This is a genomic window from Pseudomonas sp. P4_C1, from assembly GCF_056402155.1.
The window spans coordinates 246,732-260,638 of sequence record NZ_JBFUHY010000001.1 but is presented as its reverse complement, the minus strand read 5'-3'; the positions used below and the strand labels follow the sequence as shown (position 1 = coordinate 260,638).

Here is a 13,907-nt window from a genome sequence, read left to right as displayed (position 1 = left end):
ACCGACACTTAGCCTCACAAATTTGACGACGAAATGCCGCAAATCTATGTCGCATTTGTGAAAGGTTTAAAGCGATCTGCTGTGCTAGTCAAAACTTTTTTTAATTTTGACCGCAACGACTCAAAGACTACTGTGACGCAGACACCACAAGGCACGCAGCCCGGAAGGCGGCGCGCGCTTGTAGAAATTTTGAGGTGCTTGGAGAGGCGGCCTGGGTAAGGCCGCCGAATCTTCAGCGAGTTGTTGCCAGTTCCTGTTGGACGCTGGCGACAGTGCGAGGCCAAGGTTTACCAGCCTGAACCTTCGCTGGCAAGGCCTTGATGGCGGAAACAGCTGCATCACGATTGGCGAAGTTGCCGTAGGTGATCACGTAAAGCGGCTTGCCGTTGAGGACTTTCTTGAAGTAACGGTACTCGCCGCCCTGCTCCTTGACGAAGCTTTGCGCGCTCGCTTCAGAGCTGGTGCCAAGGATTTGCACCACGTAGTTGCCCGGTGCTTGCCCTGCGTACCAGGTGCCGCCAGCAGCCTTGGCCGCCGGAGTCGGAGCCGGTTTCTCGGCAGGCTTGGCCGCAGCAGCAACGGCTGGCTTGGCTGGGGCTGGAGCAGGTTTGGCCACTGGAGCAGGCGCTGGCTTGGCGGTGGCGACCTGAGTCGGCGCAGGGGTCGGCTTGGCCGCTGGCGTCGGCGCAGGACCGGCAGGAACACCCACAGGCGGTGCGGTTGTGGTGACGGTCGGCGGTGTGGCGCTGGAACCTTCAACCGGCACGCCGTCGTCGCCCTCGGTAATGCCACCCGCGGCTTCAGCCAGCGGACCGCGCATGACCGGTTGCGAGTTACCGACCAACGGCAACGGCATCGGCTGCGTATTACCGGCGAATTCGACGGCCGGAGCACCGCCATTCGCTGTTGGCTGACCCTGGCCAAGCGGCAGTTGCGCCTGTTCGTTGGCCGGTGCACCCGTGGTCGGTGCCTTGTTGCGACCCGGCATCAGCCAGGCGGCAGCTACCGCGACCACGACCACGGCGGAAATCGCCAATACGTGTTTCTTCGGCATATTGAACCCCATTTTTGGACGCTTGACCGCTGAGCGGCTGGCGATCATGGCTTCGATCATTGCATCGCGGGCGACCTGATTGATGCTGCCAGGCCAACCTTCGGAGCTTTCGTGAATATCAGAGATCTGATCTGCGGTGAAAAGTTCGATACCGCGACCAGCGCCTTCAAGCCGCTGCTCCAGATATTCGCGGGTTTCTTCCTCGGTGTAGGGTTGCAACTCGATGACATGGAAACGCTCTTCCTCGAGATGCAAAGCCTCAAGCTGAGCAATCAGCGAAGTTTCACCGAACAGGAACACATGCGGGCGGCCTTCAGGCGCGCCGGCAGCCAGGGTCATCAGCGCCTCAAGGGCGGACTCGTCGAGTTGTTCGGCGTCATCGACCAGCAGATAGACTTCCTGCCCGGTCAGTGCAAGCTGCACCACCTGGGCCAGAATAGCGTCGGCATCAGCCTGGGCAACGTTCAGCGCCTGGGCCACCTGACGCAACACCCCGGCCGCATCGCCGGCGCCGCGGGCGGACACCACCAGACTTTGTACCGATTGCTTGTTGGTGCTGGCAACCAGGGCCTGACGCAACAGGGTCTTGCCACTGCCCTCGGGACCGGTGACCACCAGCAGCAACTGGCTGTAACGCGCCAGGTGATGCAGTTGTCCCAGCACGGGCTTGCGCTGGGCCGGGAAAAATTTGAAGCCAGGCACCCGAGGAGCAAAAGGGTCATGACTCAACTGGTAATGGCCGAGGAAAGCCTCGTCGGCATGCAAACTAGTCATCGTGTTCTTATTAACCTTTAAGCTGGGCCAGGGCGCGGTAGTCTGCCCCCAGCGTGGCCTGTAGAACCTCTTTCGGATAATCGTCGGTCACCACCGCTTCACCCATGCGGCGCAGCAGCACCAGGCGCAAACGACCGTCGATCACTTTTTTATCAATGGACATGTGTTCGAGAAAATCGGCTTCTGTCATCTCTTCTGGCGGAATGACCGGCAGACCCGCACGCTGGAACAGACGAATGCCGCGATCACGCTCCTGCTCGCTGATCCAGCCCAGTCGCCTGGACATTTCCAGCGCCATTACGGTGCCAGCAGCCACAGCTTCACCATGTAGCCACACACCATAGCCCATGTGGGTTTCGATCGCGTGGCCAAAAGTGTGGCCCAGGTTCAAGGTGGCACGAACACCGGTCTCTTTCTCATCGGCGCCGACCACCGCCGCCTTGGCCGCGCAGGAGCGCTCGATGGCATAAGTCAGGGCTTGTTGATCCAGATTGCGCAGGCGGTCGACGTTGTCTTCAAGCCAGGTCAGGAAAGGCTCATCACAGATCAGCCCGTACTTGATGACTTCGGCCAATCCGGCGGACAGCTCGCGCGCCGGCAGGGTATTGAGGCTGGCAGTATCGATCAGCACCACGTTGGGCTGGTAGAAGGCGCCGACCATATTCTTGCCCAGCGGATGGTTGATCCCGGTCTTGCCGCCCACCGAAGAGTCGACCTGAGACAGCAGCGTGGTCGGAACCTGAATGAAATCGACGCCGCGCTGGTAGCAGGCGGCGGCAAAGCCGGCCATGTCACCGATCACACCGCCACCGAGGGCGATCACTGTGGTGCGGCGGTCATGCCGGGCAGTCAGCAGGCCGTCGAAAATAAGTTGCAGGGTTTCCCAGGTCTTGAAGGCTTCGCCGTCGGGCAGCACCACGGAAATCACCGAGAACTGCGCCAGGCTGCGGGTCAGACGCTCGAGATAGAGCGGCGCAACAGTCTCGTTGGTGATGATCGCTACTTGCCGTCCGCGAATATGCGGGGCCAGCAGCTCGGGCTGATCCAACAAACCTTCGCCAATATGAATCGGGTAGCTGCGCTCGCCTAGATCGACCTTGAGTGTCTGCATGTGTCCCCACAGTGAAGATGAATCAGGCATCCTGCCCTGAGTTTACGAATATCCACGGCCTCTGCTGGTGTGACGCCGTTCGGTAGCCATCCGCCACAACCTTGAGCGGTCATGGCGCGACGTCGAGGATAGCGCATTTCGCGCGGCGCTTTAACGGGGTGGCAGCTGCTGCAAGCGCTCTAGAATGTCGAGTACGACCATTCGTGGCGGTCGCTCATCGGTTTCGACCACCAGGTCGGCAATTTCCCGATAAAGCGGATCGCGGATCGCCAACAGATCCCGAAGGGTCTTGGCCGGATCGGCAGTACGCAACAGTGGCCGATTGCGGTCGCGGGCCGTGCGACCGACCTGCTGCTCGACCGACGCATGCAGATAAACCACTCGCCCACCGGCATGCAGTGCCCGGCGATTGGCTTCGCGCATGACCGCGCCCCCGCCTGTCGCCAGCACCACACCGTCGTAATCGCACAGCTCGGCAATCATTGCCTGCTCGCGATCACGAAAGCCCGGTTCGCCTTCTTTATCGAAGATCCAAGGGATATTGGCGCCCGTGCGCAATTCAATTTCCTTATCGGAATCTTTGAATGGCAGGCGCAGCTCTTTGGCCAGCAACCGGCCGATGGTGCTTTTTCCAGCACCCATCGGTCCAACAAGAATCAAATTTCGCACAGAATCAATGACTCACAGCAATCGCCTGGTTATTCATGATACGCGGAGTGAGGAATACCAACAGCTCGGATTTTTTCTCCGAAACCACATCACGCCGGAAAAGGCGGCCAAGATACGGCACATCGCCAATAAATGGCACCTTATCTACGACCTTGCTCTGAGTATTTGAGAAAACACCGCCAATGACGATGGTCTCGCCATCGTTGACCAGGACCTTGGCGTTGACCTCGTTTTTCTTGATCGGCGGCACATCCTGGACCTTGTTCAGGAAGTCCGGTTCGTCCTTGGTCACCTTGACCTCCATGATGATCCGGTTGTCGGGCGTGATCTGCGGCGTCACCTCCAGCGACAGCGAAGCCTCCTTGAACGACACCGAAGTCGCGCCACTGGAACTGGCTTCCTGATAGGGAATCTCAGTGCCTTTGAGGATTTTGGCGGTTTCCTTGTCGGACGTGACCACCTTGGGCTGTGAGACGATTTCCCCGTTACCGGTTTTTTCCATCGCCGTCAGCTCCAGGTCCAGCAAGACGTTATCGGTGATGAACGCGATGCCGATTCCCGAGGTGTTGTTGGCTACGCCCATGTCGACGAACGGTGAGTTGGTGCTGGTACTGCCGGGTGTACCGATGGTCGATGACCCATTGAGTCCATTGCTGACGCCGGAGGTGTTCCAGTTGCCCTTGTTCTGTATCGAACCACCCCAGCGCACCCCAAGGCTTTTGTCATAGTCGACGTTGGCTTCGACGATCCGCGCCTCGATCATCACCTGACGCACCGGGATATCCAGCTGCGTGACAATCCTGCGCAGCTCGTCAAGCCGGTCCTGGGTCTGGTAGGCAATGATGTTGTTGGTGCGCTCATCGACGGTGATCGACCCCCGTTCGTCGGGTTTCGCTTCGGCACTGGTCACCGACTGGAAGAGCTTGGCGATGTCCGCCGCCTTGGCGTAGTTGACCTGCAACAGCTCCCGACGCAATGGCGCCAGATCGGCGATCTGCTTCTGTGATTCCAGCTCCTGGCGCTCACGGGCAGCAATTTCATCGGCCGGCGCAACAAGCAGGACATTGCCGACCTTGCGCTTGTCCAGCCCCTTGGTTTTCAGCACCAGATCCAGCGCCTGATCCCACGGCACGCTCTGCAAGCGCAGGGTAATCCCCCCTTGTACCGTGTCGCTGGCCACCAGATTGAGGTTGGTGAAGTCGGCGATCAGTTGCAGTACCGAGCGCACATCAATGTCCTGGAAATTCAGCGAAAGTTTCTCTCCGCTGTAGGCGTGTTGCCCGGCATTGCGCTTTTGCAGGTCGTCGGCCGTCGCCGGGCGAACGCTGACCGTGAGCTTGCTGTCGGTCTGATAGGTCGAATAATCGAACCTGCCACCAGGCTCAATGCTGATGGTCGCTCGATCGCCGCTCGCGCTGGCATTGACGAACTGCACTGGCGTGGCGAAATCCTTCACATCCAGACGCACGCGCAACGGCTCGGGCAATCGGGTTTTGGCAAAGCCAACGATGATCTTGCCCTCGCGCTCTTGTATATCGGGCGCCATCGATGGATCCGACAAGTCGATCACCACATTGCCCTCGCCCTGCGTGCCGCGCTGAAAATCCACACCCCGAATGGCCTTGCCTGCCGGCGTAGCGGCGCGTGCCGGAACCGGCATTGCCGTGGCCGCCGGCCTGGATGTCGACGGTTTGACACCCTGCCCGACAACTACCAGCAAATTGTTGCCTTCAATTCGCGAGTCGTACGGGGCCAACTGGGTCAGGTTGATGATCAACCGCGTACGGTCCCGGGCTTCCACCACCGTTGCACTACGGGCATTTCCACTGCCGAGATCGCGAGTCTTGCTGGCCAGCTGACTGGCGACACCCGGCAAATCCAGGGCAATCCGGGCCGGCGACTCCGTCGTATAGCCGTGGGGCACCGGGGGTGGCGCATCGAACGACAACTTCAACTCGACACGGTCTCCCGGCAGCGCAGCGACATCCAGCGCCTTGAGATTGGCCGCTTGTACCATCGGCGACAACAACGCTATCCATAGCGAAAGGCCGACGGTGGAGAGAATCCTGTTCATTATTGGAGTTCCACTATGAGTGCTCTTTCAAAGGAATGGTCCGGGGACGCTCCAGCCACGCGCCTTGACCATCAGGGACAATTTCAACCACATCGACTTGCGAGCCACTGATCGCAACGATCCGTCCGTCGTTTCGCCCCAGGTAATCGCCGACTTTCAACCGATGGACCCCGCCCGCCCCTCGCAGCAAGGCATAAGAGCCCGTTGCATTGGAAAGGGTGCCGACCATTTCAAACTGCTCGATGTTGAAACCTTCAAGGTATTGCTTGACCCGACCAGGGTCGGGCTTGACGTTACGTGAACCCCGCCGCTGAGCCGCCAGATCGCTGCTGACCTGCGGTGAAAAAGGGCTGCGCAGATTCGCCGCGTTGTAAGTGAATGTCGGGTAAGACCGGAATACCGGCGTTGGTTCAATCCTGCCCGGCCCACGCAGGCGCATTTCGTCCATGTACGCGTCCAGATCGTCGTAGTCATCGCCTGCGCCACAACCGGACAGAGCAGACAGCACCACCATTACCGAAAAACACTGCGCCGGTCTCATTGATGCTGTCCCTTGTCGTTGTAGCGGTAGGTCTTGGCGAGGATGCTCAAGCGCAGCTTCGGCCCCCCCTGGGGGCTGACGGGGGCAAGGTCGAAATCGTGCAAGGTGACGATTCGCGGCAACCCGGCCACACCACTGACGAAGGTGGCCAGATCGTGGTAATCCCCGGTGACCGTGATCTGGATCGGCAGTTCGATGTAAAACGGCTGGGCGACCTCCGGCAGCAGCTTGATCTCTTCGAACTCCAGACCACTACCCAGACCGGTACGAGTGATGTCTTCCAGCAAACCGGGCACCTCGGTGTCGCCGGGCAGTTGCCGCAACAGCTCGCCGAAGGCGTTCTCCATTTCCTTCAACTGCCGGGTGTAGAGATCCAGATTCGCCGCCATGCGGGCTTTGCCGGCGAACTGCTCCTTGAGAGTCGACTCTTCCTCGCGTTTGAGATCGAGTTGGCTCTCAAGGTCGCGAGTGGAAAAGTTGTAGCCCAGGGCCAGCACCAGAAGCATGAGCAACCCGGCCACCAGAAACTTGATCGGCGGCGGCCAGGAACCCATGTTGCTGGTATCCAGTTCATTGATGTCGATCTTGCGCAGCCCTTCGAACCATTCGGATGGACTCATTTGCCCCCCTCCGGTGCTGCGGGTCGAGTCTGGCGCACGGTCAACTGGAAGACGTTGGCCGGCTCCACCTGACCGGCAGCTGTGGCCTTGACCTCAGTCAGGCTCGGCGCATCGAACCAGTCTGATGCCTCGAGGTTGCGCATCAAGTCTGAAACACGGTTGTTGGATTGCGCAGCGCCGGTGATGGACAAGGTCTTTGCGGTCATTTTCACTTCGGTGAAATACACGCCGTCGGGCAGTGCTCGCGCCAACTGGTCAAATATTCGCCCGCTGATTTGGCGATTGCCTTGCAGGTCCTGGATGATGCGCATGCGCTCGACCAGTTGCTGACGGCGCGCTTTGAGATCATCGATCTGTTTGATTCGCTCATCGACCACAGCGACTTGCTTGCCGATGTAGTCGTTACGGGCGACTTGCCGGTCGATGGCACCGCTGATGGCCTGGTTCGCGACCAGCACCGCGCCCATCGTGCCCACCATCACGGCCACCAGGATCAGCAGGAAGCGCTTGCGGCGGGCTTCACGCCGCTCCTCGCGCCAGGGTAAAAGGTTGATCCGTGCCATCAATCGAAGCTCCTGAGGGCCAGGCCACAGGCGATCATCAACGCCGGGGCATCACTCGCCAGAGCAGCACCATTGACCTTGCTGCCCAGAGTCATTTCGAAAAAAGGATTCGCAACCTGGGTCGGCGTGCCCAATTGCTGCTCGATCAAACGGTCCAGTCCCGGGATCGACGCGGTACCGCCGACCAACAGGACATGGTCGACGGTGCTGTACCGGCCTGAGGCGAAGAAGAACTGCAACGAGCGCGACACCTGCTGCACCAGCGCCTCTCGAAATGGCTGCAAGACCTCACTGGCATAGTCATCCGGCAGGCCGCCCTTCTTTTGCGCCAGCCCCGCCTGCTCCAGCGTCAGGCCATAGCGACGCTGGATTTGCTCGGTCAATTGCCGACCACCGAACAATTGTTCGCGGGTGTAGATAATCCGCCCGCCGTGCAGCACGCTCAGAGTGGTCATGGTGGCACCGATATCCACCACTGCGACCGTCAAACGCTCCCCGGAAACCGCAAGCCGACTGGCCAGCAACGCGAATGAGCGCTCCAGCGCGTAGGCCTCGACATCGACCACGCGGGCGGTAAGCCCCGCCAAGGCCAGGACTGCCTCGCGGACCTCGACGTTTTCCTTGCGGCAAGCAGCGAGCAGCACGTTGACGCGCTCGGGATTGCGCCCGGAGGTGCCCTGGACTTCAAAGTCGATCGCGACTTCGTCCAAGGGATAAGGGATGTACTGGTCAGCCTCGATTTTCAGCTGGCTTTCCATCTCGTCCTCGGAAAGACCGGCCTCCATCTCGATGGTCTTGGTGATCACCGCCGAGCCTGCCACGGCCACGGCCACGTTCTTGAGGCCGGTTCTGGCCTTGGCCAGCGCGCGGGCGAGGGCCGACCCCACGCCTTCGAGCTCGGCGATATTTTTTTCGATCACCGCCCCGACCGGCAACGGCTCGACCGCATAGGCCTCGACACGGTAGCGCTCACCCTGACGGCTCAACTCAAGAAGTTTCACCGAGGTGGAGCTGATGTCGATTCCCAGCAGCGTATTGGATTTTTTGTTGAAGAGTCCTGGCACAACCAATTCCCTATGACTTTCCGTGAGTTACGGACTCTGCATTGTCAATTGCGTTCAATCCACCCGTCTTGAGAGCAGCGCCAACCACGCTCCCGAGCAGAAAAATGCTTATAATGCCCAGCGCTTTTTTTCCGCATTTGCTTAATGCGCGGGTCGTTCTCATTTAGCCTGAACCCTGTTGCCCAATTCATTTTTTGCCCTGGATATCCAAAAGCCTTGATTCGTCTGCTGAAGTTTTTCGGTTGGTCCATCGTCGCGGTTTTCTGCGGACTCCTTCTGGGTCTGAGCGGGGCGTACCTCTACCTTAGTCCCGGGCTGCCGTCCGTGGAGGCACTGAGAAGCATCCAGTTGCAGATCCCTTTGCGGGTCTACAGCAGCGATAACAAGTTGATCGCAGAATTCGGCGAAATGCGCCGTACACCGATCCGTTTCGCCGACATTCCGCCCAATTTCATCAATGCGTTACTAAGTGCTGAAGACGACAATTTCGCCAACCACTACGGTGTCGATCCGAGCAGCCTGATGCGTGCGGCATCCCAGTTGGTCAAAAGCGGACACATCCAGTCCGGCGGCAGCACGATCACCATGCAGGTGGCGAAAAACTTCTTCCTGAGCAGCGAACGCAGCTTTTCGCGCAAGACCACCGAGATCCTGCTGGCCCTGCAGATCGAACGGCAGCTGACCAAGGACGAGATCCTCGAGCTGTACGTCAACAAAATCTATCTGGGTAACCGTGCGTACGGCATCGAGGCGGCGGCGCAGGTTTATTACGGCAAATCGATCCGTGATGTCAGCCTGGCGCAGATGGCGATGATTGCCGGCCTGCCCAAGGCACCGTCGCGCTTCAACCCGCTGGCCAACCCGGCGCGCAGCAAGGAGCGTCGCGACTGGATCCTGGGGCGCATGTACAAGCTCGGGAAAATCAGCGAGGCCGACTACACCGCTGCGGTCAACGAGCCGTTGAACGCCAGCTACCACGTGCCGACTCCGGAAGTGAATGCCCCGTACATCGCCGAAATGGCCCGTGCCGAAATGGTCGGACGTTATGGCAGCGATGCGTATACCGAGGGCTTTCGCGTCACCACCACGGTGCCGAGCGACCTCCAGGAACTGGCCAACACCGCGGTCCACGAAGGCCTGATGACTTACGATCAGCGCCACGGCTATCGCGGACCCGAGTCGCGGCTGCCAGGCAAGACTCGCGAAGCCTGGGCCACCGAGCTGACCAAACAACGCACCATCAGCGGCCTGGAACCGGCCATCGTGACCCAGGTCGACAAGAACGGCCTGCAAGTGCTGACCCGCACCGGCCAGGAACACGTGAGCTGGGACACCATGAAATGGGCCCGGCCGTTCCTGAACACCAACAGCATGGGCGCCAGCCCGAAACAACCATCGGACGTGGCCCAGGTCGGCGATCTGATTCGCGTGCAGCGTCAGCCGGACACTTCGCTGAAATTCAGCCAGATCCCGCAGGCCCAGGGCGCGCTGGTGTCCCTGGACCCGCAGAACGGCGCCATTCGTTCGCTGGTCGGCGGTTTCGCCTTCGAACAGAGCAACTACAATCGCGCATTGCAAGCCAAGCGCCAGCCGGGTTCGAGCTTCAAACCGTTCGTCTACGCCGCCGCACTGGATAGCGGCTACACCGCCTCCAGCCTGGTGAACGACGCACCGATCGTGTTCGTCGACGAGTATCTGGACAAGGTCTGGCGCCCGAAGAACGACACCAACACCTTTCTCGGCCCGATTCGCCTGCGTGAAGCGCTGTACAAGTCGCGCAACCTGGTGTCGATCCGCTTGCTGCAAGCGATGGGCGTAGGCAAGACCATCGATTACATCACTCGCTTCGGCTTCAACAAACAGGACCTGCCACCCAACCTGTCCCTGGCGCTGGGCACCGCGACCCTGACGCCAATGGAGATCGCCACAGGCTGGAGCACCTTTGCCAACGGCGGCTACAAGATCACCCCGTACATCATCGACAAGATCGAAAGCCGCAACGGCGACACGCTGTTCGTCGCCAACCCGCCAAGCGTGCCTCAGGGCGGTGCGGCCAGCGATGGCATTGCCGTGCCAACCGCCCCTCAAGCCTTCACAGTCAACGCAACGGTGGGCGAAGCCCCAGGCACTACGTCGACGCCACAAGTACCCGCCGTGGCTGAACGCATCATTGACGGACGCACCACGTACATCCTCAACAGCATGCTTGAGGACGTGATCAAGCTCGGCACCGGTCGCCGCGCACTGGCCCTGGGCCGCCCCGACATTGCCGGCAAGACCGGTACGACCAACGAATCCAAGGACGCCTGGTTCTCCGGTTACAACGCCGATTACGTGACGACCGTGTGGACCGGTTTCGATCAACCGGAAAGCCTGGGCCGCAAGGAATTCGGCGGCACCGTCGCGCTGCCGATCTGGATGAACTACATGGGCCCCGCACTCAAAGGCAAACCGCCGCATACGCAGCCGGAGCCGGAAGGCATCCTCAGCCTGCGAGTCGATCCGATCAGTGGCCGCGCAGCCACTCCGGGCACGCCAGGGGCCTACTTCGAGCTGTTCAAGGCCGAAGATACGCCGCCGTCGGTCAACGAACTGGGCAACGGCTCAGTGCCAGGCAGCCCGCTGCCAGCGGATGAAGCGGCGCCGATCGATTTGTTCTGATTGGATGACGCAAGGCAAAAGCCCCGCTCTTCTTTGGAAGCCGGGGCTTTTTGATATCCGGGTTTCTTGTAATACCGCCATCGCGAGCAGGCTCGCTCCTACAGGGGCTACGCATTCCAAGGTAGGAGCGAGCCTGCTCGCGATAGCAACCTGAAAGCCAGCCAAAAACTGTCAGGCACAAAAAAGCCCCGACTCTCACAAGCCGGGGCTTTTCGTTGAAGCGCTACAACGGCTTAGCCGTTGAACACATCATCCACGCTTTTGAGCGGGTAGTTCTTCGGATACGGCAGGGTCGCCACACCGGTCTCGATGGCGGCTTTAGCCACAGCATCGGAGATCAGAGTGATCAGGCGGGCATCCATTGGCTTCGGAATGATGTACTCACGACCGAATTCCAGCTTGATGCCGCCGTAGGCGTCGCACACTTCCTGAGGCACCGGCAGCTTGGCCAGTTCGCGCAGGGCGTTGGCTGCAGCCACTTTCATTTCTTCGTTGATGCGCTTGGCGCGAACGTCCAGGGCACCACGGAAGATGAACGGGAAGCCCAGTACGTTGTTGACCTGGTTCGGGTAGTCGGAACGACCGGTGGCCATGATCACGTCGTTACGGGTGGCGTGCGCCAGTTCCGGAGAGATTTCCGGATCAGGGTTGGAGCACGCGAACACGATAGGGTTCGGCGCCATCGACAGCAGGCCTTCAGCGCTCAGCAGGTTCGGGCCGGACAGGCCAACGAACACGTCAGCGCCTTGCAGGGCGTCAGCCAGGGTGCGCTTGTCGGTCGCGTGAGCGAACACCGCCTTGTACTGGTTCAGGTCGTCACGGCCGGAGTGGATCACGCCAGTACGGTCGACCATGTAGATGTTTTCGATGTTGGCGCCCATGCTCACCAGCAACTTCATGCAGGAGATGGCCGCGGCGCCGGCACCCAGGCAGACGATCTTGGCTTCCGGCAGGGTTTTGCCAGCGATTTCCAGGGCGTTGATCATGCCGGCGGCGGTCACGATAGCGGTGCCGTGCTGGTCATCGTGGAATACCGGAATATCGCACTGCTCGATCAGAGCGCGTTCGATTTCAAAGCACTCTGGTGCCTTGATGTCTTCCAGGTTGATGCCACCGAAGGTGATGGAGATACGCTTGACGGTGTCGATGAAGGCTTGCGGGCTTTCGGAGTCGACTTCGATGTCGAAAACGTCAATGCCGGCGAAGCGCTTGAACAGTACGCCTTTACCTTCCATCACTGGCTTGGAAGCCAATGGGCCGAGGTTACCCAGGCCGAGAATCGCGGTGCCATCGGAAATGACTGCAACCAGGTTGCCTTTGCCGGTGTACTTGTAGGCCAGTTCAGGATCGCGGGCGATCTCGCGTACTGGTTCGGCTACGCCCGGGCTGTAGGCCAGCGACAGGTCGCGAGCGGTAGCAGTGGCCTTGGTGAGCTCGACACTCAGCTTCCCTGGACGAGGATTGGCATGATATTCGAGAGCGGCAGTTTTCAGATCAGACATTTTGGCATTCCGCTTTTACTGTTGGACAGACTGGTCAGCGAGGATACGCGCCTCGCAAAGTCCCCACAAGACTGACTGGTCACCCCTGTCAAGCGCCCGGCCCTACGACTTTGGGCCAAGAGCCACGGCACACAAGGGCTATACTGTTCACAATCAGAAGAAAAAATGTCTACAATTTTTTATCACTGCGCCACTTGCAGCATCGCCGGATCGGTCAAGGGCAACATCCAGCGCGCCTGGCCAACCTTGAGATCGCCTTTGCGCGAGCGATCCAGCACCCAGCCGCGCGCCTCGACCTGCTTGCCCTTGAGGCTTTCCAGCGAGTTCACATCGAAACGCGTCAGCAGATTGGGTGCAACGCGTAATACAACCGAATCCTGCAACTCGATCCAAACCCCGCCGCGATTGCGCTGCACTTTGCTCACACGACCGCTGAGCACGGCAAAACCGGAGGCGCTGATTTGCTCCGCTTTCAGTATAGGTGACTGGCGCCACAACCCGAGCCCGGACTGACGCGCACTGCGCTCGGCCGCCTGCTGACAGGCGACCAGATCGACATTCGGTGCCACGGCCACCAGAAAACCCAGGCCTTCGGCGAGCATCTGCGCTTCGAGGTTGGCTCCATTGGCACCGTAGACATGGGCCAGGGTGCGGCCGTAATGGTCCTTGCTTTCTTTGCCAGGCACCAACCCGACCCGCGCGTCACTCGCCGCCACCAGGGCTTCGAGGCGTTTGCGCGCGGCCACGGCGAACGGTTCATCGGAACGGCCCTTCTTGCCCAGCTCCGGCGTGTTCAAGCCGATCATGCGCACGCTGCGGCCATCGCTCAGGCGCAGAGTGTCGCCGTCCACTACCCGCTGCACCGCGACGGGCGTCAGGCCGCTTGGCGTCGGGCAAAAGGCCTGGGCGCCAGACAGCCAAATCGCGGACATAAAAAAGGCGCCCGCCAGGGACGCCTTCTTCATCAGCATGGAAAAACCGTAGCGGCTTCCCAAGTTGATCGGCCTTAGGCCTTTTTCGCGCCGAAAGCACCGAAACGGTCGGCGAACTTCTGTACGCGACCACCGGTGTCCAGAGTCTTCTGCTTACCGGTGTAGAACGGGTGGCATTCGTTGCAAACGTCGATCGCCAGGGCTTTGCCGAAGGTCGAACGGGTTTCGAACTTGTTGCCGCAGCTGCAGGTAACAGCAACTGCCGGGTATTCTGGATGGATATCAGCTTTCATGGTGTCTTCCTCAGGCTAGCGTGCCGCCACCCAACACTATTGTTGAATA

The 13,907-nt window shown here is 60.0% G+C and carries 12 protein-coding genes; 1 reads left to right on the top strand and 11 read right to left on the bottom strand.

Translation table 11 applies throughout. The features are described from left to right. Positions 1 to 232: 232 nt before the first annotated feature. From AC1DU9_RS01180 to AC1DU9_RS01145, 8 genes are all read right to left on the bottom strand, one after another. Complete coding sequence (locus AC1DU9_RS01180; protein WP_223457757.1) at positions 233 to 1,828, bottom strand: AAA family ATPase; 1,596 nt, start codon at positions 1,826 to 1,828, stop codon at positions 233 to 235. Between the two features lie 10 nt (positions 1,829 to 1,838). Further along, complete coding sequence (aroB, locus tag AC1DU9_RS01175; RefSeq protein ID WP_223457759.1) at positions 1,839 to 2,939, bottom strand: 3-dehydroquinate synthase; 1,101 nt, start codon at positions 2,937 to 2,939, stop codon at positions 1,839 to 1,841. A 150-nt stretch (positions 2,940 to 3,089) separates the two neighbouring features. Further along, positions 3,090 to 3,608: a shikimate kinase AroK gene (gene aroK / locus AC1DU9_RS01170; RefSeq protein WP_015093141.1), complete on the bottom strand. Its 519-nt coding sequence runs from the start codon at positions 3,606 to 3,608 to the stop codon at positions 3,090 to 3,092. Positions 3,609 to 3,612: 4 nt separating this feature from the next. Continuing rightward, complete coding sequence (locus tag AC1DU9_RS01165) at positions 3,613 to 5,682, bottom strand: type IV pilus secretin PilQ (RefSeq protein ID WP_223457762.1); 2,070 nt, start codon at positions 5,680 to 5,682, stop codon at positions 3,613 to 3,615. Positions 5,683 to 5,695: 13 nt separating this feature from the next. Continuing rightward, positions 5,696 to 6,223, bottom strand: a complete 528-nt coding sequence (locus AC1DU9_RS01160) for a pilus assembly protein PilP (protein WP_223457764.1) — start codon at positions 6,221 to 6,223, stop codon at positions 5,696 to 5,698. Continuing rightward, positions 6,220 to 6,843 (bottom strand): type 4a pilus biogenesis protein PilO, encoded by a 624-nt coding sequence (gene pilO / locus AC1DU9_RS01155; RefSeq protein ID WP_223457766.1) that lies wholly within the window; start codon positions 6,841 to 6,843, stop codon positions 6,220 to 6,222. Before pilO ends, AC1DU9_RS01160 begins: the two co-directional genes overlap by 4 nt. Further along, complete coding sequence (locus AC1DU9_RS01150; protein ID WP_223457768.1) at positions 6,840 to 7,406, bottom strand: PilN domain-containing protein; 567 nt, start codon at positions 7,404 to 7,406, stop codon at positions 6,840 to 6,842. Before AC1DU9_RS01150 ends, pilO begins: the two co-directional genes overlap by 4 nt. Continuing rightward, a complete protein-coding gene (locus AC1DU9_RS01145; protein WP_223457770.1) occupies positions 7,406 to 8,470 on the bottom strand; it encodes a pilus assembly protein PilM in 1,065 nt (354 codons plus the stop codon). Before AC1DU9_RS01145 ends, AC1DU9_RS01150 begins: the two co-directional genes overlap by 1 nt. Before the next feature lie 219 nt (positions 8,471 to 8,689). On the opposite strand from AC1DU9_RS01145, the gene AC1DU9_RS01140 reads away from it, so the two are divergent. Then, positions 8,690 to 11,131 (top strand): penicillin-binding protein 1A, encoded by a 2,442-nt coding sequence (locus tag AC1DU9_RS01140; RefSeq protein ID WP_411740691.1) that lies wholly within the window; start codon positions 8,690 to 8,692, stop codon positions 11,129 to 11,131. A gap of 233 nt (positions 11,132 to 11,364) precedes the next feature. On the opposite strand, the gene AC1DU9_RS01135 is transcribed toward AC1DU9_RS01140, so the two are convergent. From AC1DU9_RS01135 to rpmE, 3 genes are all read right to left on the bottom strand, one after another. After that, complete coding sequence (locus tag AC1DU9_RS01135; RefSeq protein WP_056725708.1) at positions 11,365 to 12,633, bottom strand: malic enzyme-like NAD(P)-binding protein; 1,269 nt, start codon at positions 12,631 to 12,633, stop codon at positions 11,365 to 11,367. A gap of 182 nt (positions 12,634 to 12,815) precedes the next feature. Beyond that, a complete protein-coding gene (locus tag AC1DU9_RS01130) occupies positions 12,816 to 13,604 on the bottom strand; it encodes a thermonuclease family protein (protein WP_223457774.1) in 789 nt (262 codons plus the stop codon). A 35-nt stretch (positions 13,605 to 13,639) separates the two neighbouring features. Continuing rightward, a complete protein-coding gene (gene rpmE / locus AC1DU9_RS01125; RefSeq protein WP_007975586.1) occupies positions 13,640 to 13,858 on the bottom strand; it encodes a 50S ribosomal protein L31 in 219 nt (72 codons plus the stop codon). Positions 13,859 to 13,907 lie beyond the last annotated feature (49 nt).

Excerpts from the sequence above, each read along its gene's own strand:
- AC1DU9_RS01180 (WP_223457757.1), bottom strand. The coding sequence starts at position 1,828 with ATGACTAGTTTGCATGCCGACGAGGCTTTCCTCGGCCATTACCAGTTG.
- aroB (WP_223457759.1), bottom strand. The coding sequence starts at position 2,939 with ATGCAGACACTCAAGGTCGATCTAGGCGAGCGCAGCTACCCGATTCAT.
- AC1DU9_RS01165 (WP_223457762.1), bottom strand. The coding sequence starts at position 5,682 with ATGAACAGGATTCTCTCCACCGTCGGCCTTTCGCTATGGATAGCGTTG.
- AC1DU9_RS01160 (WP_223457764.1), bottom strand. The coding sequence starts at position 6,223 with ATGAGACCGGCGCAGTGTTTTTCGGTAATGGTGGTGCTGTCTGCTCTG.
- pilO (WP_223457766.1), bottom strand. The coding sequence starts at position 6,843 with ATGAGTCCATCCGAATGGTTCGAAGGGCTGCGCAAGATCGACATCAAT.
- AC1DU9_RS01150 (WP_223457768.1), bottom strand. The coding sequence starts at position 7,406 with ATGGCACGGATCAACCTTTTACCCTGGCGCGAGGAGCGGCGTGAAGCC.
- AC1DU9_RS01135 (WP_056725708.1), bottom strand. The coding sequence starts at position 12,633 with ATGTCTGATCTGAAAACTGCCGCTCTCGAATATCATGCCAATCCTCGT.
- AC1DU9_RS01130 (WP_223457774.1), bottom strand. The coding sequence starts at position 13,604 with ATGCTGATGAAGAAGGCGTCCCTGGCGGGCGCCTTTTTTATGTCCGCG.
- rpmE (WP_007975586.1), bottom strand. The coding sequence starts at position 13,858 with ATGAAAGCTGATATCCATCCAGAATACCCGGCAGTTGCTGTTACCTGC.